Origin of the sequence: Haloferax sp. AS1 (assembly GCF_014530665.1) — an archaeon.
GTDB lineage: Archaea > Halobacteriota > Halobacteria > Halobacteriales > Haloferacaceae > Haloferax > Haloferax volcanii.
Genome location: NZ_SPSA01000001.1, coordinates 2,036,464 through 2,055,954, shown reverse-complemented (window position 1 = coordinate 2,055,954; position 19,491 = coordinate 2,036,464). Strand labels below are relative to the sequence as shown.

Genomic DNA, 19,491 nt, shown 5'->3' with positions numbered 1-19,491 from the left:
ATTTAATATGGGATATATTCGTCAAAAAATGGCCAGTGACAGAGATTCAACAGTTCTTCTGAGAAAAATGCTCAACCTATATTGATATTAAGATAGTCATTTCACACATATAGTAGTTCAAAAACACACAATACTATTGCGGCCATGTCCGGTCTCTCGCGAACGACTCTGGGGTTGTTGGAGACGCGGGAGTCGCAGGGAGTTGCTAAACGTCAGGGGTCGAGTCCGGTCGATTCAGTGTGATTCGAACTTCCGTTCCGGAATCGGAGACCTGCACACTGAGCGTCCCGTTCGAGCGGGAGACGATCCAGTAGACCAACCACAGACCGATACCGGACCCGTGTTCGAGGTCCGTCTCTTCGCCGGCTTCTAACACGGCGAATTCGGATGGCGGTAACCCCGGTCCGTTGTCCTCGACGATAATCGTCACGTCCGTCGGGGACACGTCGGTTGTGACGCGCACAGCAATCGGCTCCTCGCCGGAGTGGTGAGAGATAGCGTTCTCGATTAACTCGGTGAGTGCGAGGTCAAACCGGGGGTGTGCGTCGAGTACGACGTCGTCGACAGCGAACGAGACACAGCTCAACAGCTCGGCCGGCATGTTCTGTTTGACCTTGGAGAGGTACTCTTCGAGCGGGCGCTGGTCCGTTTCGGCGTACGACAGCACGGTCTCGATCTTCCGCGCTTTCGCCGCTTGGTCAACGACTTTCATCGAACGCGTGTGAATGCGGTCCGCCGACCGCGCGGTCTCGCCGTTCGTTGAGTCTCGGATAATCGCCGCAAACCCCGCGATTACGTTGAGGTCGTTCCGAATGTTATGCCGGAAGATACGCGAGAGAACTTGCTTGAGCAGATCTAACTCCTCTTCGCGCTCCTTGAGCGCCGTAATATCGCTCAACACGACGATTTTCCCGGTCACGCCCCGACCGTAGACGATTTCGGATGCTTCGATGGAAAATATCCGCGTGCCGCCGTCCAGTTCTAATTTGATGACGCCGGTGTCTTGTTCGTCCGAAGACACGGCGGATTCGGAGATGAGTTGTTCGATTTTGGTCCCGATGACACTCTGATCAGACAGTTGGCTCCCGGCCCGGTTCGCATCCACGATGTGCCCGGAAGAGCCAATCACGAAGATGGGGTCCGTAATCTCATCAAACGTCTGTTCGCGAGCGACGGGAACGAACTTCAGCAACCCGTGTTCTCGAATCGAATACGCGAAAAAGAGTCCGGAAAACGAGTACAAGACCGACGTGGGATCGAAATAAATCGGAACGACCCCCGCGACCTTAACCATCGTCGAGCCGACGAGCATCGAAAACACGACCAGGAGGTACACGGTTTGTCGGCGCTGTGTGCCGTTCGTCCGGAGCAGTTCGCCGACGAACATGCCCGCAGCCAGAAACACGAGGAGGTAGCCATAGACCTGCGTTACGAGAACTTTCAGCGGGCCGTCGAACACTGGAAAGTGTAACACCCCATCGGCGGTCACGTAGTATGCAGTTGTAAAGACCAACTCGTACGGGTTACTCCAGGAGAGAACGAATAGCACTGCGAGTGGGCTGAACAACGCAGCAACGACGGTTGACGGGACCGTTTGTTTGAAAACGAACTCGTACGCGAGTAAGAAGAACGTCACTGCGGCAGTCGGAATCGACACCCAGAAGAAATTTGCGACCGCTAACGTGAGACCCGGGTCCGGGATGAGTGTGAACGTCGCGAACAATAGTGCCCAGAGACCCCCCGTGGCCATCGATAAGATAAACCAGATGACTCCTGGTTTGTCACGTTCCTTCCAGAGAAGACAGCAGTTCACGACAGATGGAATCACCCCAAGATACATCAGCGCTATGGAGATTTCGAGGGTGAGCCATCGGTCAAACACCGTGTTCTATACCAGTAGATGGGAGCTAATTATTCTTTTTGGAATTATGTAATATAGTCCACAGATTTGCACCCGAGACGCATATCTAGTCACGGAAATGAAAGAAGCGGGTGCCGACGGGGCGTGAACGGCAGTCGACGGCCGGGTTGTCGTTTCGGTCGCGAGTTGCTGACCAAACAAGTATAGTACGAGCAGCGAGGTAGGTCCGAGAGATGACCGGGACGGACTACCCTCCGCGGCGTCAACACCGTATCTACCGCAACGTCTCCCCTCAAGGAGGTGCATACTGAGATGAGAGTCGCGGATATGCGATTCCTGTTTTTCCAGTTGAACATCTGGTTGTGCTTGCTCTCTGCCGCGACGGTTGCAATCACGGGTGTCGCGTTGGGAGTTGCACCCCTCTCAGTTGGGGGAGGGCTGCTGCTCGCACCGCTCCTGTTCTATTTCATATATGTCGAAGACCGGCGGGGGGTGACAGCCGAAGACGAGGTGAATCAGCCGTATCGGACGAAGCTCGTGCGACGGTACCAGACGGAACTACTCGTGACGGAGCTACTCGCGCTGCTCGGCTACGAGCTCGTGGTCTGTCTGCTGGTGTTTCGGACGGGGACTGCAAACGTCAGCGACCTACTCTTTGCGCAGATTCCCCTCGTCGTCCTCGGAAGCTACGGCTGGCTGAAGCGCTATCCGACGCTCGACTCTATCGGCGTCGGGTTCACCTGGGCGTTTGTGGCCGTGTTTTCGGTCGTTGCAGCAACGCCGCAGCCGTATTCGCTCGATGGAGTGACCGTTTTCGCCGGCTGGTTTCTTATCACCGCGGCCGGCGTCGAGTCCCGCAACATCCAAGATATCACCGGAGACTCACAGGCGAATAAAACCACGCTCGCAGGGTATTTAGGGCCCAACGCGGCGTCGCTTCTGGTTCGACTGCTCAAAGCGGGAGGGGTGGTCGTGTTCTGGGTTGTCGCCGGGGCGTTCGCTGCCGGGCTTGTTCTCTGTTATCTACTCGTACTCTCGGTGTTTCGCCGGCTCACGCGACTGCACAAGGGTGGCCCGGCTTCGGAGACGACGCAGAAATCCGCCGGCGGCTGAGGCCGCGGGCGTTCCCACGGGAGTGACTCAGCCTCTCAATGCGTCGACCGGGCGGTCGTTCGCCGCTTTCCACGCGGGGTAAATCCCGCTGAGGACGCTCGCAACGACGGCGAACCCAAACCCGTACACCAGATACTGCGCACTGCTCCACTGGAGCGCTCCGAGCGGGTCTCCAGTAATCATCTGGAAGATGACGAGCCCCGCCGCAAGCGAAAGGGTCGCCCCGACGAGCCCGCCGAGTGTGCCCATCAGGGCGGCCTCCGTCAGAATCATCCGCAGCACTTCGGAGCGGCGGATGCCGACGGCGCGGAGGACGCCGATTTCCCCGCGGCGTTCGACCGTGCTCATCAGCATCACGTTGAGGATGGCGACGCTCGCGACGACGAGCGAGATGCCGCCGATGGCCAACAAGGCGAGCGAAAGCGTCTCCAAGAACCCGCCGACTTGGCCCGCGTTCCCGAACGTGTTGATGCTGAGTTCTTCTTCGTCTTCGGTGTTGAAGTACTGATCCAGCTCCCCACCGATTTCGGTCGCGGTCGCGCTATCCTCGGCGACGACCGTCACGGTGTTGTAGTGGTTCTGGTCGGAGAGGCCGGACTCGGGTAACACCAGTTCACCGCCGCCGAAGCCGAACGCGTTTTCTTCCTCGATGAGCCCCTGTACGCGGTACAGTTGGCCGTCGTACTCGACGGGGTCGCCCTCCTCAATCCCGAGTGTCGTGGCGGTGCTGTTGCTGAGGAGCGCGCCGCTCAACAGCCGGGAGGGTGCTTCGCCGGACGTGAGGTTGTATAGCGCTGCCGCGTTCGTCACCCCGGTGACGCTTACCCTCACCTCCCGTCCGTTTCGTGAAGAGATCGTCGTCGAGTTCGTCTTCTGGGGGACGACCTCCGCGTCGGTCACCAGATTCCGTATCGTATCGACCTGGTCGTCGGTCACCCCGTCCGTGTCGCTGTCCTGACCGGACGTTATCGACACCTCGTTGCCGATACTTCCCAACTGCGACGTCGCCTGCTGTTGAATCGCAGCCGTCGCCATTCCGAGCGAACAGATCGAGACGACGCCGATGATGATGCCGAGCGCGGCCAACATGGTCCGCAGTTTGTTCCGGCCGAGGTTCCGCCACGCCATCTGGACGCTGGGGAAGCGCCAGAGGAAATCAACGACGCTCATCGTCCGGAGACCTCTGTCACGACGCCGTCGACGAGTCGGACGGTGCTGTCGGTGTATTCGAGCATCTGTTCGTCGTGGGTGACCGCGACAATCGCGACGTTCTCGTCTTCTTTCAACCGAGTCAGCTCGGTCAGAATCGTCTCGCCGGTGTCTTGGTCGAGGTTCCCCGTCGGCTCGTCGGCGAGGAGGATATCCGGCTCGTTGATGAGCGCCCGCGCGATGGCGACGCGCTGTCGCTGCCCGCCCGAGAGCTGGTCGGGAGTGTGATTGAGTCGGTCACCGAGCCCCACCCGCTGGAGGAGGTCCTGGGCGCGGTCGTGCCGGTCGACCGAGGTGTCCCACATCGAGGGGAGTTCGACGTTCTCGGTCGCGGTCAGCATCGGCAGCAGGTGGAAGTCCTGAAACACGAACCCGATACCGGACCGACGCTCTTCTGTCAGTTCGTCCTCAGAGAAGTCGGTCACGTTACGGCCGTCGAGATGGACCGTCCCCTCTGTCGGCGTGTCGAGCAGCCCGATCATGTTCAGCATGGTACTTTTCCCGGACCCAGACGGGCCGATGATGGTCACCATCTCACCGCGGTCGGCGCGAAAGTCGACGTGGTCGAGCGCGGCGATGACCTCCTCGCCGTTCTGATACCGTTTCACGACGTCAGCGAGTTCAATGACACTCATGCTAGTGCTGGCGCCAGCGATAGATGCCGACCCCACCGAGCACGACGACCACCAGCACGCCCCCGATAACGGGTAACGGAAGCTGGGAACCGCCCGACTGCGATTCATTGGAGCCCGGACCCTGCTCGGACTGGGAACCGGCGGCGACAGGCGCGGCACCACCGGAATCGAGTGGCACCTCCTGTGTCGTCGTCACGCGGTCGCCGTCGACGATGTAGGACACCTCGATGGGAACGGTCGTCGGCTCGCCGCTGAGCTCTGCGGTCACGTCGAACGTGGCGAACTCGCTCGCCTCCACGCGCCCGACGAAGTAGCCGCCGGACGGCGAACCGTGGGTGACGTTTGCCGTCTCCTCGACCGTCAGCAAGACCGAGCTCGCGTCCGTGTTCCCGACGTTTGCGGCGTCGCCTTGTATCGTCACGGAGCCGGCTCTTTGCGTGGTCTCGATGCTCGTCAGTCGAATCTCTCCGGGGACCGAGTCGTCGTCTATCTCCTCCGACAGCGTGGTCGTGAACGTCTCTCCGTCGACGGTGTACGTCGCAGTGAACAGCACGACCCGGTCGCTCATATCGGCGGTGTCGAACACGACAGAGCGGTTCGCGTCCGGGTCGAGATTCGCGGTGTACCGCTGGGCAATCTGGGAACCGTTTACTGACGCGGTGATTTCGACGTTCGAGAGGTTCGTGTTCCCGTAGTTGGTCAACTCCACGTTGACGGTGTCGTTCGTCTGTTCGCCCACCGAGAGGCCAGCCCGCACGTCTCGTTCTTCGACCGTCACGATGACCGGGTACTCGACGTTGATGACGTTCCCGTTTTCGTGGCGGCCGGAGACGTGGACTTTGAGCTGTTTTTCCCCTGCGCTCGTGAACGTGGTGGACAGCGGCACGTCGACGGACCCACCCGGTCCGAGCGTTCCGAGGTTGTTCGCTTCAGCGACGATGCCGCCGCCCGACCGGAGCGTGACCTCTTTGAGGTCGACGCCGCCGGAGCTACTCTCGAAGTTCGAAACGGTCGCCCTGACCGTGACCGATTCACCGACGTACGGCTCGCGCGGCTCGACCGTCGTCGAGTTGACCACGATTTGGCCCGACTGTGCGCTCACCGCCGGGAGGCTCGCGACGAGTACGCTCGTAACGGCAACCAGCGCGACTGTCGCCACGACAGCGAGTCGAGCGCCGCGTTTAGCTGTCATACGTCGGCCCCGGATGTCACACTCGATACACCGCCGCAGTCGGGTCGTTCTCGAATCCGAACCGGTCGTGTACTCGGTGTCTGCTTCTGGGAGGGCCGGTAGGTCAGTGGGACTGTCAGGTTGGATTGCTCCATTTCCACAGGACAGTTCACTGAGCCAAGAATAAATGAGTTTTTCCACTACTTAGACCCAAATCCGTCATACATACCGCCGCAGTCGAACAGGGTTGACACCCGTGTGTCGGCCTCGACGACGCCTCAGAGGCGAGTGGCGAGAAGGTACGCGACGAGGGTGAGCCCGCCCCAAACGACCCCGGCGGCACCGCCGACGAGGACGAGCTGCGTCGAGCCGACGAAGCCGGCGACGAGCCAGACCAGAATACCGAACGCCGCGAGCGCCTGCACGAACACCCCGCGCATCGGGACCGGCTGGTTTCGGACCGTCCGGACCATCCCGTAGCCGCCGAAGAAGAGCGCAGCCAGGAGACAGCCACCGCCGAGGAGACCCCACGCAGAACGGAGTCCAGCCCCGGACGACACCCCCTGTTCGGGGCCGGACGCGACCGACGGACTCCCCGGAGCGCTCACCGCCGCGTCGCCGGATGACGCCGCCCGGACGCGCGCCGTTGCGGAGGCGTTGCTGTCGATTCCGAGGTCGTCTTCGACAGCGAGTGAGACCGAGAGCGTCTCGTTCGGCATCTGGAGGCGGAGGTCGGCGCTGTCCCGCGTCGTGTGGTTCGTCCCGTTAACGACGAAATGATACGTGGTGACCGACCCGGTCCCGGCTGTGCTATCGGCCCCCGAAACGTCGATTCGACTGCCCGGCTCGGCCGCCGACGGCGCGTCGAGGCGGGGAGTCGGCCGCCGGTACTGCTGGCCGGTCGGAGCGTCCGCGACCGGGATAAAGTCGACCCAGCCGTTGGTAATCGTGACCTCGTCGCCCTCGCCTTCCGGCAGGATGGACGCGTGGTAGGGTCCGCTCGCGGCACCCCAGTAGTTCGACTCCGCGTTGACCGTCTGTATCGAGTCGGTGACGATTCGTGCCGTCGTGTTCGCCGTGACGAGCTGCGTGATATTTATCTCCATCCCGGTGTCGTGACCGTAGATGTCGTTGTCGGCGACCCGGAAGCGGTCGGGGGTCGAGTTGGCGTACGAGAGTTCGACACCCGTCGGGAGCGTGCCGTCGACGCGGCGGATGTCGACCGCACCCTCGGTCGTCGAGCGGACGTGGCTCACCCCGTCGGTGCGAAGGACGGCGACCGTATCGCCCCAGAGCCGCGTAATCTCGATCTGTTGCCGGAGCTGCGGGTTCGCAACGAGCTCAGCGAACGGGGCGTCCGGGTCGCTCTGGTCGAGGACCGCACCGCGCGGCCCTTCCGCGATATAGACTCCCGTACCGGGGTCGACGCCGGGAAGCGGTGGCGGTCGGACGTGCGAGTTCGTGTTGAACACGATGTCGTTGCGCTGCACCGTCGCATTCAGCGTCCCGCGAGCCACGAGTCCGTAACCGTTCGCAACGAGCACGTTGTCCGTCACGCTGAGCCGCCCGTTGTGCGTGAGCGGGGTCGAAACGAGGAGCCCAGCCCCGCCGTTGTTGGTGAGGTCGTTCCCCGCGACAGCAACGCGATGGACGAGCAGGTCGGAGCGCACCGCGAGCGCGTGGCCCCGGTTGTCGGAAATCGTGTTGTCGGTCGCAGCGACATCTCGAACCAACGCGCGGACGGACACGTCGAGTCCGCCGCCGCCGTTGTCCGCGATTCGGTTCCGGGACAGCGTGAGGTTCCGCACCACGTGGCTGTCGATTGCGATGCCGTCGTCGCCGTTGTCGAACAGTTGGTTGCCGCTGACGCGGCTGTCCTTGATGGCCCAGTTCGAGAGCGCGACCCCGTCGTCCCCGTTTTCGCTCATCGTGTTGTTCGCGAGCAGCAGTTCGCCCTCGCTCGTTTCGGACTGGATTTCGAGTCCGTTGCGGTCGTTGGCGACCAACTCGTTTCCGCGGAGCGTCACCCGCGTGACGCCGCGGACGCGCCGCTCGGACTGTCGAACGCGAATCCCGGTTTCCGACTCCGAAATCCGATTTTCGCTCGCGACCAGCGTCGTCTGCGTTCGGGTTTCGACGTGAATCCCCGCATCGCCGGCGCGCAGGCGGTTGTCGCGGAAACTGCTTTCACTTTGGGCGGCCCGTATCGCCACGCCGTCGCCCCGTACGTCGGTGAACCGACTCTCGCTGATTCTGACGCCGGTGACGATATCCGCGGCGGCGAACACTCCCGCACCATCAATCCCGTCGAACACGGACTGACGGACGGTGATACCTCGGACGCGTGTGAGGTCGGTCGGCCGCGTGTACGCGAACGGCGTCGTCTCCTCGCCGACGACGTACATCGCGTGGACACCGTCCGATAGCTGCGGCGTCCGGTGTTCGAGCACGCTGACGCCGACGGGGTACACGCCTCGGGTCCGTGGGTTCACGACCCCGCCGTACTCGACGATGAGCCGGTCCCGACTCGACACGTACACCGACCGCGACAGCGAAATCTCGACGTGACGCCCGCTGACCGAGACGTCCGAAACGTCGTCGTTGAGCGACCGGTCGATGTCTCCATCGTTGTCGGTGTCGAGGCCGATTCGGTCGAGCGTCTCGGCGTCGACGTCGCGTACCGACCGCTCGGTGGGATACCGGAGCCGAATCGTCTCCATCGAGACGCCGACGCCGGGGGCGAGCCCGAGCGTGTGCCGCGCCGTCCGGTTCCGTCGTCGGTCCGTCGTGTTCAGTTCGACCTCCTCGACGGCCCCGATTGAGGGGCTCGCGCGGACGGCGTGGCCGCCGATATCGGTCAGCGTCGACCGCGTGAGTTCGACCGGGGGCATCGCCGTGCCGTTGACGGAGATACCCGCCACGGAGAAGTTCTCCAGGCGCGAGTCGACGATTGTGACGGAGCCGGCTCCGCTCGTCGTCGTAATCCCGCTGTGACCGCCGTGGAGCGTCGTGTGTCGAAGCGAGAGCGTCGACGAGTCGGTGCCGTTGTAGCGAATCGTCTCCCATCTGAGATTCCGCCCCGACGCCGCGCTCTGCGTGATTCGAACCGGCCGTTCGGCAGTGCCCGCGGCTTGCAACGAGCCCCGGACGGTGAGCGAAACACCCTCCGCCAGTTGCACTTCCGTACCGGGGCGAATCGTGAGCGTCGCACCGGACTCGATAGCGACGCTCCGGATGAGTCGATACGGACCCTCATCCGCGGTCCACGTCGTATCCGACTGGATGGGCGTCTCGACGAACGTGACCGCGGGCGGCGCTGCCGCGGCCGGGGCACTCGACACGGGTGTAAAAAGCGTACAGACGACAACGAGCACCACCGCCCACGAAATCAGTTTGTTACCCACCACGTTTGTCTTACACCTTGATACGTCAGGATACGGATTTAGTTTTCGCCTTCGTTAAGTTACACGTCACTGGTTCGACAGGGGACGCCTTGGCGCTGCTGCTGGCTGTTCCAATATAGAATTATTTTGATAGAACGACCGTTCGATAGAGTTTTACACCTCAACCAATCACGTCACAGGTGTGAACTCGGATATCGGAGCGGACGAAGACTCGGGAAGTCACCCTCCGAACGGCCAGTCAGACACCTAACAAGATCATACGATGGTTCGGAACAAATCAGCGATACTCCTCTGTGTACTAGTCGTAACGTCGATTGCCGCAGTCCCCGTGTCGGCCGAGAGTTCGGTGTACGGGAACCCGGAGCTCTCGCTCAGCGTGTCGGATAACACCTACCGGTCGAGCGAGGCCGCGACGCTGTCGGTTGTCGCAAGCAACAACGGTCGGCTCGAACAGGGCGGGCCGGCACAGTACGAACAGGAAGTCCAGACCGCACAGAGCGTGGAGATGGAGATTCTCGAAGAACAGATCGATGCACCAATCGACGTGAAGACGGGAACCGTTACCGCGGGCTCCATCCCCGACTCGGGGACCGCTCGGTTTGATTTCAACATCGAACTCGGCAACGCCGAGCCGGGCACCTACGAGATACCCGTCGAGGTGCAGTACAAGTACGTCCGGATGGTCACCTACGGCAGCGTCGACGGGCCGGAATACACGTGGCGGACCGTCACGAGAGAGAAGTCGGTGACGGTCGAAGTCGAAGACCGCCCGCAGTTCGAGGTCGTGAGCGAAGGTAACAACGCCGTATTCGCCGGCGACACCGGCCAGCTCTCGTTCGCGCTCGAAAATACGGGCACGCGAACCGCGACGTCGTCGTCGGTCCAGCTCACGACGCAGTCGCCGACGATTTTCTTCGGCACGATGCAGAATCCGCAGTCGTCGACGAGCCTGTACGTCCCGACCCTCGAACCGGGCGAGCGGACGAACCTCTCGGTCCAGGTCGGTGCGGCGGCGGAGACCCAGGCAGGTGAGTACCCCGTCAACCTGGCCGTGTCGTACCAGAACCAGAACGGCGTCACCGAAACGTCGGACACGCTGACGACCGGCATCGCGGTGAACCCCGAGCGAAGCTTCGAGATACGCGACATCGAGACGGAGCGATTCAGGGTCGACGAAGGTGAAGCGAAAATCAACGCACAGGTCGTCAACACGGGCAGCGGCACCGCGAACAACCTCGCAGTCCAAATCGGAGACACGGCGCTCGTGACGCCGACGAACGGCGAGTCCGCTATCGGAGACCTCGCCCCCGGCGAGTCGAAGCCGGTCTCGTTTACCGTCTCGATTCCGGCGGGCGCTGAACCGGGGACGAACACGTTCCCGTTCGTCGTCGAATACGAGAACCAGGACGGTGACGTGAGAACGACGTCGCCGATTCGGAAGTCGATAGCAATCGAACCCGAACAGGACCCGTTCACGGTCGTCGGCGTCAACACGAGCGTCTCGCCGGGCGCGACCGACACGGTGGACGTCACGGTGCAGTACAACGGCGAAGAGCCGGTGTCGGCGACGAACGCCAAGCTCTTCGTGAGCGACCCGATTTCGACGTCCGACGACGGCGCGTATCTCGGAGAGATGCAGCCGGGAGAAACGAAAACGGCGACGTTCACCGTCAGTGCCGGGTCGAGTGCGGTTGTCAAGGCTTACGACGCCTCGGTCGAGGTTCGGTACGACGAGGCTGACGGCGACACGAGGTACACTGACGGCCTGCCGGTCGGCATTGCGCTCTCCCCGTCGAGCGGTGGACTCCCGGTTCCGATGTCGGTCCTCGGAGTCGTCGCACTCCTCGGAATCGGAGCGATAGCCGTCATCTACCGCCGTCGATGACGGACCATGGACGGGACAAGGAGTAACCATGGATAAGCTACGCCAGCTGTTCAGCGCGGTCGGAAGACAGGTCCAACAGCGACCGGTCGCAGTGCTGCTTCTCGCAGTCCTGCTTATCTTCACCGCGTTCGGCGGTGCTGCGCAGATTACCAGCGTTACTGGCGACGCTGCATTCGTTGCGGACAACCCAACGTTCGACGCGTTTACGGAGTCGTTTGACCGGGGCAGCATCGCCGTTCTCGTACGGGGAGATATTACGGAGCCGCAGACGCTCCACGCGATTGACCGCGTCGACCAGCAGATGTCGACGAAGGCGAACGTCCATACCGTAACGAGTCCGGCCGATCAGGTCCGCCAGGAGTACGGCCGAATCCCCGATTCGGAGGCGAAGATTCGAAGCGTTATCGGGTCGCCGGACTACACGGTCGTCCAGATCGTCTTCGATACGGGGCTCTCTCAGACGGAGGAACGCCCCATCTACACGCAGGCCGTTGAAGCGACTGACTGGGCGGAGTTCCCCTCCGGGACGACGGTAACCGTCACTGGCAGTGCCGCGTTCTCTGCACAGCTCTCGACGCTCATTCAGCAGAGCACCCAGCAGTTACTCGGCCTCGCAATCGGGCTCATGGTCGTGGCGCTGTTCTTCCTGTTCCGCGGCGTCCGCCTTCGTCTCCTCCCGATTGTCGCCGTTTTCGTCGGCGTCATCTACACGTTCGGAGCGATTGGATACGCCGGCGTCCCCAATTCGACGATGACCAGCGCGGTCTTCCCGATTTTGATTGGGTTGGGCATCGACTACTCCGTGCAGTTCCACGAGCGGTACGAGGAAGAACTCGAAAACCATCCGCCGCGCGAAGCGCTTCCGCAAGCGCTTGGCGGAATCGGTCCACCGGTCTTCGTCGCTATGCTCGCCGCCGCGTTGGGGTTCGGAGCGACGTGGGTGTCGACGTCGTCGCCGTCGATTATCTGGTTCGCCCAGACCTCGATCTTCGGCGTGCTTCTCACCTTCATCGCGGGGATACTCGTTCTCCTCCCGCTGCTCACCCTCTGGGTTCGCCGGCGGGGCGACGCCGAAGACGAGACGCCGGACGAAGACGACGCCCCGACAACGGCCACAACGACGCAGTCTCAAGACCAAGGCGACTCGGATCGCGTCGGCCTCGTCGGGGAACTGCTCGGTCGTTCGGCGCGGATACTCGCGAGTCATCCGGTGCTCGTCCTCAGTATCGCACTGCTGATTGCTCTCGTAGGCTTTCAGGCCGGCGGGTCGCTCGACACGCTCGCGGACACGGAAGGGTTCATCCCGCAGGACCTCCCCGCCTACACCGACCTCCAGCAGTTCCGCTCTGTTGCCGGCGGCGGTTCGAGCACGAGTTACGACGTGCTCGTAACCGGGACGAATCTCAAACATCCGGCAACGTTGCAGTGGATGCTCGACTTCGAGCACATCGCGACACAGACTCCGCTGGTACAAGGCGTCGATTCGCCAGCGACGCTGGTTAAACAGTACAACGGGGGCCAACTCCCCCAGACTGAGAGCGGCGTCAAACGCGTGCTCGAAACCGTCCCCGAGAGACAGAAACTCCAGTATTACAACGACGGGCGTGCGCACATCATGGTCTACTCCGCACAGGATATGACCACTCAGCAGGCCCTCTCGTTCCTGGAGAACACGCGCGAGTCAATCGCGTACAGTAGCCCCCCACCCGGAGTGACGGCGGAAATCACGGGGACCGCCGCGATTGCGACCCCCTCTATCGTGGAGCAGATCAACTCACGGAACGTGACGACCGGACTGGGCGTCCTGTTCGTGTTTATCCTGCTCCTCGTGTACTACCGCAATCTGGTGAAGGCTGTTGCGCCGCTCATCCCGATGGTGTTCGTCATCGGCTGGCAGAACATCTACATGTATCTGCTGGATATCCCGGTTTCGCCACTCGGTGCGAGTCTCGGGGCGATGACAGTCGGAATCGGTGCGGAGTACACCATCATCGTGATGGACCGATACTACCAAGAGAAACAGCGGGCGGGCGTCAGTCGACTCGACGCCGTTCAGACCGCGGCCACTCGGGTCGGAAAGGCGATTAGCGTGTCGGGAATGACGACCGTGTTCGGCTTTTCGGCGCTGGTATTGTCGCCGTTCCCGATTCTCAGCGGGTTCGGCTTCCTGACCGTCGGCGTCGTGTTCCTGACGCTCATCGCGTCGTTGGCGACGCTCCCGCCGACGCTCGTCCTCTTGGACTCGATTGCCGAGCGCGTGGCTGCCAGCCGGTCCTCGTCCTCGTAACACACCCTTCCCTCCCCCTCTCCTCCACCCAAACTGCTCAACGCAGTCCGCGACGGATGCTTCCGACGGGCATCACGCGGTTTCGTCCGTATCGGGGCTCCGGTCCGCCGATACCGCCTCTGATTCGCTGTCGGTCGCGTCGCCCGTGGCCGGCTCGGTCGAGTCCACGGACCGCTCCCGCTCGGCCCCCGCGTCAGCCGAGGGCGGAGCCACACCGTCAGCACGCGCCTCAGCCGTTGGCTCCTGAGCGGCCGCTGTCTGCTCGCTTCCCGAGGAGAGTTCCCGGCGGACCTGTCCGGCAAAGTCGGCGGGGTCATACACTTGCTCGACGGCAACCGTGAGACCGCCGCTTGCCCCGGACCGAATCCTGACGTTCCCCAGCCCGAACAGTGAATCCCACGCCGAACGGGTCTCCTCGACGCCACGAGCCTTCTCAAGCGGCACCTCGTTTCGCAACAACGAGATAAATCGGTACTCTTCGATTATGCGTTGATTCGTCAAGGAGTAGGTGGTAAGCGTGTTCTGCCAGTAGCGATAGATTCCTCTGGAGAACAAAAACAGGCCGCCTCCGAACGCAATCGTCGGCTGGTACAGCGGGCGGTGCGTGAAATACAGCAGATACCCTCCAAGGGAGAGGAGGGGCACGGCGAGCGCGGCTTCCGCGAGCGCGCTTCGTTGTGCGGGATTCCGCGCCTCGACGAGGTGCTCGTCGGCTCGCATCTGGGGTGTTTCCGGAGCCGTCACGAAATGCACGTACCACCCCATCGCGAGGATGAACAGCCCGAAGACGGAGATGATGAGCCCAGCGGCCGGCGATGACTGGCTCGGTGAGCCGCCCGACAGCTCCGCGACGAATCCGGACAGATACGCCCCGGCGGCGACGAGCGGGAGCCCGAAAACCGAACTCCAGAGCGCAGGGAGACCTCGCGCCATTGGTTAGGTCCCCGAGAGCATTTCGTAGAGAATCGCGACGACAGAGCTGAGCGTGCCGATAAGCGTCAGTGTCATCTGGTCAATGGTTTTTTCACCGCATCGACTGAAAAATCCTCGTTCGCACGTCGCACGAGACGCTTCGGGGTCTTCCTCCGAGTCGTTGGTGAAGTTGGCCGCCTGTCGAGGCGTCGGAGACTCTGTGCGCCTGTCCGTGTCCGCGATGCGTCCGTGGACCGTAACATCCTCGCTGGCCAGCGACGCGTTCCCCACGGTGAGTGACTGTGTCGACGTGCGCGTCGAAAGGGGCTGAGCCGCCCGCTCGATGTCGGCGTAGGCGATTTCGAAGCTGATGGTCCGCTGTTGGCCAGACGGGATGTTACGACTCTGTGTCGCAACGGCGGTTCCGTTGAGGCGGTAGACGAACTGCCCGTCGAAAGCAGTTGTTCCGACGTTCCTGACCGTAACCGCGACCGTGTGTCGGGTATCTTCCCGAAGGTCGCTCGGGAGTTGCACGTCCCGTGTCGTGAGCGCCGCCGCGCGTGCACTCGGTTCGCTTCGCAGTCGAATCGCATCGCTGACGGTTGCCCCACCAGCGGTCTCGATACTGTGGTCGTAGGTCCGACCTCGCTGGATAAGGCTATCTGCGGCCTCGACCCGCTCGGTCGTGACTGCGAATGCGACCTGCCGTTGCTCGCCGCTCCCGACGGTGATGGTTTTCTCGCTGATCGTCGTTCCAGCGAAGCGATAGGCGACATCACGCGTGATCGTTGTCTCGGCCGGGTTCGAGACGGTCGCTAGGACGACAAATTCGCGGTCGCTGGGTGCCGTCGCAGGCGCTTGAAACGCTTCAATCGCGAGGTCGACGTCGGGTGTCACACGCAGGTAGCGCGGGATACCCGCTCCCGACGCGTTACGAACGCCGTGGACGTACGTCCCCGTCGAAACCGTCTCCGTGCCGGTCAACTGCCCGCTCGCCGTCAGTTCGAACTGGACCTCGCGCGACGCACCACCGGCCAACCGAACCGTTCGGTTTGTGATCGTCGACCCGGAAAAGACGTATTCAATCCGCTCCGAGCGCGTCTCGTTAGCGGGATTGCGGACCGTCGCGGTCACGGTGTACGGCTCCGTCGGTCGAAGTCGTTCCGGTGCTGAAAGCCCTGCAACGGTAAGCCCCTGTGGCGCGTCGGCCGTCCCCGGAGCAGTCGTCCGTGTGGCGGTAGCTGTCGTGTTTGGTGTTGCAGACGCCGTCCGCGTGGGAGTTCGCGTGGCGGTGGCTGTCGTGTTTGGTGTCTGTGACGGTGTCGACATCGCTGTGGTCGTGGGCGTGGGCGTGGGCGTCGTGTTCGCTGTCTCGGTCGCCGTGTCCGTGGTCGACGACAGTTGGGCTTGAGCCAGCGTATGGTCCGGAACGTCTGCATCCGGCGGTGTCGGTTCTGCATCGTTGTTGGAGGCGACACCCATGCTTGCGGTCGCAAGTGGTGTCAGTCCCACACCGACCGCAACGAGACACAGTAGCATGAGTACGGTCCGCGGCGGCTCCGTGTCGGAGGGCATGTGGTAGACGTATTCAAAATGAGGATTTATAATAGATTTGGCACTACTGAACGAATCAGCACTTCACGTCGAACGACCGCTCGCGGGGCGGTGGACGAATATCGAACGGGCCACGGGCCCAGCCCTCGGCGTTCCCCGAGAAGTTACACCTCGAGGGACTCACCGGTGGCAGTTGTTGAAACCAAGTTTCTGACCGCCTCAACGAGTGTTCCGAGAAGTCCCTGCGACGAAGACTCCGACGGGACACCGGGTAACGGCGTGTTCGTCCGCACCGTGCTATCCGGGGTCGTCGTCGACGCGGTCTCCGGGTCGGCCGTCGCATTTGGCTGTGCGACTTGGACCGACTCGATGTGTTCCCTCCCGGTCGAGTCGGTTGCGCGGATCCGGACGCGTGCCGGATAGCTATCCAGTTGGAGTGTCTCGTTGATCGTAACGGCGCTGGTCACACCCCCACCGTATATCTGAGCGAGGTCGACGGTGTTGCCAGTGGGGCCGACCGTCTCGGCGTACACGCTGGTCACGCGGCCATCGTACACGCGGCCTTCGACGTGGACGCGGTTATCGCTGACCCGAAGCGTATCTGGTCGGACCTCAATCGTCGGTCGCACGAGCTGCGTGTGGTCCACCTCAATTTCGCGTTTCGTCGCGTTCTCGGTGCCGTCATCCGCAACGATGGTGATGTTTCGGCTGTCTCCTGCGAGCGGAATCGTCTTCGTGAACGTGTGCTCGATAGGGCGTGCCCCGACTGGCTTCGGCTGAATCTCGTAGTTCAACCCCGACCCGTCGGCCGACCCTCGACGAACACCGACCGAGCGGATGCCGACCTGATCCGTCACCCGAATCGTCAACCGAACTGCCGAGCGCGTGTTTATCAGACGCTGGTCGAGTATCTCGATCGACGGTGGGTCCTCGTCCTCAACGTAGAGGTTGACATTGTAGTGACGGCGATGGCCGCGCGAATCGAGTGCCGTGATTTTGAGGCTGTTTTGGCCGGCACCCACTTGCTCGTTGAACGGTCCCAGCCGAAGTGATTTGGAAATCGACGTGTTCGGGTCGTCGATCACGATTCGTTTTCGGAACCCCCAGGGGGCATCGATACCCTGTCCGTGATAGCGTAGCTCGATGGTTACCTGCTCGACATCAGAGTGGTCGTGAAGCGTCCCATCGAGTTGGATCTGCGACCGATTGATCGTGTAGTTGTTCTCGGGGCGGTCGTAGATACTGGTGTTGCCCGTCCGGAACGGCGACGAGAACACTATCGCCGGAGCGATCGAATCCTCGATTATCGTCGCCCGGTGGGCGGTGGTCCGCCCGTTCGACTGGACGAGCACCTCCAGCGCGTGCTCACCGGCGTTCACATCGAGCGTCGCCGTTTCGTTGACCGCGGTGCTGTTCGGCGTATATATCCGTCTGCTGTCTCCATCGACGCGGACGACCAGCAAGTCGATCGGTGCCGAACCGTTTGCTCGGACCGTGAGTGTGGGGTTATCGTCGGTCGTAATCGTGTCACCGTCGGCGACGGTTCGGTTGTCGATGACCACCGTCAGGTTCGGCTCTGAGAGGCCAGTCGAATTGTTCTGCCCGACCTGCCGGTGTGTGTCGGGGACGTCGATAGCTGCGTCTCCAGTTGTCGTTGGTGGCTCCGCTGCGGCGCTCACCCCGGCAGTAAAAGAAAGTACCAGGAGAACCGCGGCCGCCCAACCCACGTGCTTGGAGTCCATGTTCGAATACACTAGCCAGCGAGCGTTTCGAAGATAAATCTACACACCCGGCTATCATCGTTGAAATTCGGAGGGGGACCAACAGAGGTGACTCCAAGAGCGCGGGCCAAGACGGTCCCGAAGTCGGGAGCCACCCGTCCAAGATGGAATGTTACTGGCCTGTCGTTGCGAGTACGCAAATCTACACGATTACCCGCATATACAGTCATCGAACAACCGGCCACTAACACACCTGGTCGGGTCGAAACTGATGACTGCCCATACAGAGGCTGGCTTAGCGCCAACCTTTCTTCTCATCAAAGCCATCGATACTAATCTATTTCGGTCTCAACTCACATCTCAGGCACCCCTATCTCGGTTACCGACCCGCCCGACTTCGCTCACCCCGACGGGAGTCGCTCTCCGCGGTCGGTGCCGAGATATACAGACGGCCCGTGTGACTTGGTGGGTGCGAGAATCGCGCGTGGAAACCCAAGCGGGTGTGTTCGCACACGGTCGTAGCGCGGAAGCCGTTCGCCGCGCTTGGTGTATAGACGTTCACCGCACCACGTCCGGCGAGTTGGCAACCACGGCTCCACCTCCCCACTGCCCTCGTGAGAGCCCATCCGGCGAAAGATTGAACCACCGGAGACAAGTACCCAAACCGCTACCAGTCACCGAGAGGTAGTCTATCCATGGATAACAGCGAAGCGATTGATGCACTCATCGAACTCGGTCTATCTACATATGAGGCCCGCGTGTTTACTGCGCTTATCGAACTCGGGGAAGGGACGGCGCGTGAGGTCGCAAAGACGTCGGACGTGCCTCGGTCACAGGTGTACACGACGGCCAAAGAGTTATAATCGCGAGGGTTCATCAGCGTTCAACGGGCCAACCCACAGGTCTTCCAACCCATCTCGCTGTCCGAGGTGGAGTCTCAACTCAGCCGTGAGTTCGAGTCCAAGCGCGACACGGCGTTCGACCGGCTTGAGACGCTCGAGCGGCAGACAGCACCGTCGGCTGAACAGAGCGAAGACGTGTGGACCATTACGGGTACTCCGGCGATTATTGGCCGGGCCAGTCAACTCATCGACGAAGCCGAAACGCGAGTGATCTACGGTGCCAAGGACCTCGCGCATCCGGATGCCGAACTCCTGAGTTCGGTCCGGTCGTGCTGTTCTCGGGAGGTCCCAGTACTCCTGCTCCAGAATAACGGCCAAGAGATCGCAGAGCCGTGGAGGGAGACCGAGTGTGTGTCCAGCGTGTCGGTCCCGCCACAACAGTCCAAAAGTGAGCACGCGGTCCGGTTGCTACTCGTTGATTCGGATAGTTTCCTGCTGAGCGTCCGCAGCAATCGATCAGCGCCCGAAATCGCGATTTGGAGCGCAAACACGACGTTTGCCGAGGCGTTCTTACAGCTCCTCACGAGTAGCCTCCCTGTCACCGAGTGAGACGGCCTGCTTTGCACGGCCGGCGCTGCGCTGTTTTCGAGTCCCGTACGTCCTCTGCGTTCTGGCTACCGGTCGAGGAACTCTGAGCTCTCGACGACTTCCTGTCGCACGACGCGTTTCGCAGAACCGGGTTGCACAGGCGTCCGGATTCACCCCCGTTCCACCGGAAGGCCGCAACGAGTCGTCTCGCTCGGCACGACCCTGAGTCTGCACACCGGCGGTCGCTGAGTTCCGTGCGAAGCGACGGCGGTCTCTCGGAGATGTCTCTCAGTGGAGTAGGGGAAAGAA

The 19,491-nt window shown here is 62.0% G+C and carries 14 protein-coding genes; 6 read left to right on the top strand and 8 right to left on the bottom strand.

Annotation, left to right across the window (positions count from 1 at the left end):
• Positions 1-205 precede the first annotated feature (205 nt).
• Positions 206-1,840, bottom strand: a complete 1,635-nt coding sequence (locus E4P24_RS10805) for a histidine kinase N-terminal 7TM domain-containing protein (protein ID WP_081606187.1) — start codon at positions 1,838-1,840, stop codon at positions 206-208.
• A gap of 333 nt (positions 1,841-2,173) precedes the next feature.
• Between E4P24_RS10805 and E4P24_RS10800 the strand changes: the two genes are divergently transcribed.
• Entirely contained in the window at positions 2,174-2,974 is an 801-nt protein-coding gene (locus tag E4P24_RS10800) for a UbiA family prenyltransferase (RefSeq protein WP_188148487.1), read from the top strand.
• 27 nt (positions 2,975-3,001) lie between these two features.
• Here E4P24_RS10800 and E4P24_RS10795 read toward each other — a convergent pair whose 3' ends face one another.
• The 4 genes from E4P24_RS10795 to E4P24_RS10780 form a co-directional block, all read right to left on the bottom strand.
• Entirely contained in the window at positions 3,002-4,144 is a 1,143-nt protein-coding gene (locus E4P24_RS10795) for an ABC transporter permease (RefSeq protein ID WP_115803099.1), read from the bottom strand.
• The gene (locus E4P24_RS10790; RefSeq protein ID WP_004041966.1) at positions 4,141-4,818 is read right to left on the bottom strand and encodes an ABC transporter ATP-binding protein; all 678 of its coding nucleotides are present in this window, start codon (positions 4,816-4,818) and stop codon (positions 4,141-4,143) included. The genes E4P24_RS10795 and E4P24_RS10790 overlap by 4 nt, the downstream gene beginning before the upstream one ends.
• 1 nt (position 4,819) lies before the next feature.
• Positions 4,820-5,977, bottom strand: coding sequence for a hypothetical protein (locus E4P24_RS10785; RefSeq protein WP_004062800.1), 1,158 nt, complete (start codon positions 5,975-5,977; stop codon positions 4,820-4,822).
• 290 nt (positions 5,978-6,267) lie between these two features.
• A complete protein-coding gene (locus tag E4P24_RS10780; protein WP_188148486.1) occupies positions 6,268-9,330 on the bottom strand; it encodes a right-handed parallel beta-helix repeat-containing protein in 3,063 nt (1,020 codons plus the stop codon).
• Between the two features lie 391 nt (positions 9,331-9,721).
• On the opposite strand from E4P24_RS10780, the gene E4P24_RS10775 reads away from it, so the two are divergent.
• Both E4P24_RS10775 and E4P24_RS10770 read left to right on the top strand, forming a co-directional pair.
• Positions 9,722-11,278 carry a COG1361 S-layer family protein gene (locus tag E4P24_RS10775; RefSeq protein ID WP_115803101.1) on the top strand — a complete coding sequence of 519 codons (1,557 nt, stop codon included), beginning with the start codon at positions 9,722-9,724 and terminating at the stop codon, positions 11,276-11,278.
• A gap of 28 nt (positions 11,279-11,306) precedes the next feature.
• Positions 11,307-13,565 (top strand): RND family transporter, encoded by a 2,259-nt coding sequence (locus E4P24_RS10770; protein WP_008606351.1) that lies wholly within the window; start codon positions 11,307-11,309, stop codon positions 13,563-13,565.
• Positions 13,566-13,637: 72 nt separating this feature from the next.
• On the opposite strand, the gene E4P24_RS10765 is transcribed toward E4P24_RS10770, so the two are convergent.
• Entirely contained in the window at positions 13,638-14,498 is an 861-nt protein-coding gene (locus tag E4P24_RS10765; RefSeq protein WP_188148485.1) for a PH domain-containing protein, read from the bottom strand.
• Positions 14,499-14,501: 3 nt separating this feature from the next.
• Positions 14,502-15,611 carry a PH domain-containing protein gene (locus E4P24_RS10760; protein ID WP_115861046.1) on the bottom strand — a complete coding sequence of 370 codons (1,110 nt, stop codon included), beginning with the start codon at positions 15,609-15,611 and terminating at the stop codon, positions 14,502-14,504.
• A 97-nt stretch (positions 15,612-15,708) separates the two neighbouring features.
• On the opposite strand from E4P24_RS10760, the gene E4P24_RS19320 reads away from it, so the two are divergent.
• Positions 15,709-15,888, top strand: a complete 180-nt coding sequence (locus E4P24_RS19320; protein ID WP_147298721.1) for a hypothetical protein — start codon at positions 15,709-15,711, stop codon at positions 15,886-15,888.
• 307 nt (positions 15,889-16,195) lie between these two features.
• On the opposite strand, the gene E4P24_RS10750 is transcribed toward E4P24_RS19320, so the two are convergent.
• Positions 16,196-17,773 carry a hypothetical protein gene (locus E4P24_RS10750; RefSeq protein ID WP_006601228.1) on the bottom strand — a complete coding sequence of 526 codons (1,578 nt, stop codon included), beginning with the start codon at positions 17,771-17,773 and terminating at the stop codon, positions 16,196-16,198.
• Between the two features lie 674 nt (positions 17,774-18,447).
• Here E4P24_RS10750 and E4P24_RS19040 point away from each other — a divergent pair.
• On the top strand, positions 18,448-18,615 hold the full coding sequence (locus tag E4P24_RS19040) for a helix-turn-helix domain-containing protein (RefSeq protein WP_223173920.1): 168 nt from the start codon (positions 18,448-18,450) through the stop codon (positions 18,613-18,615).
• 66 nt (positions 18,616-18,681) lie between these two features.
• Positions 18,682-19,203, top strand: a complete 522-nt coding sequence (locus E4P24_RS10745; RefSeq protein ID WP_223173919.1) for a hypothetical protein — start codon at positions 18,682-18,684, stop codon at positions 19,201-19,203.
• Positions 19,204-19,491: the final 288 nt, after the last annotated feature.

Bases quoted from the DNA above. Each gene is read 5' to 3' on its own strand.
- E4P24_RS10805 (WP_081606187.1), bottom strand. From the start codon at position 1,840: ATGTATCTTGGGGTGATTCCATCTGTCGTGAACTGCTGTCTTCTCTGG.
- E4P24_RS10800 (WP_188148487.1), top strand. From the start codon at position 2,174: ATGAGAGTCGCGGATATGCGATTCCTGTTTTTCCAGTTGAACATCTGG.
- E4P24_RS10795 (WP_115803099.1), bottom strand. From the start codon at position 4,144: ATGAGCGTCGTTGATTTCCTCTGGCGCTTCCCCAGCGTCCAGATGGCG.
- E4P24_RS10790 (WP_004041966.1), bottom strand. From the start codon at position 4,818: ATGAGTGTCATTGAACTCGCTGACGTCGTGAAACGGTATCAGAACGGC.
- E4P24_RS10770 (WP_008606351.1), top strand. From the start codon at position 11,307: ATGGATAAGCTACGCCAGCTGTTCAGCGCGGTCGGAAGACAGGTCCAA.
- E4P24_RS10765 (WP_188148485.1), bottom strand. From the start codon at position 14,498: ATGGCGCGAGGTCTCCCTGCGCTCTGGAGTTCGGTTTTCGGGCTCCCG.
- E4P24_RS10750 (WP_006601228.1), bottom strand. From the start codon at position 17,773: ATGGACTCCAAGCACGTGGGTTGGGCGGCCGCGGTTCTCCTGGTACTT.
- E4P24_RS19040 (WP_223173920.1), top strand. From the start codon at position 18,448: ATGGATAACAGCGAAGCGATTGATGCACTCATCGAACTCGGTCTATCT.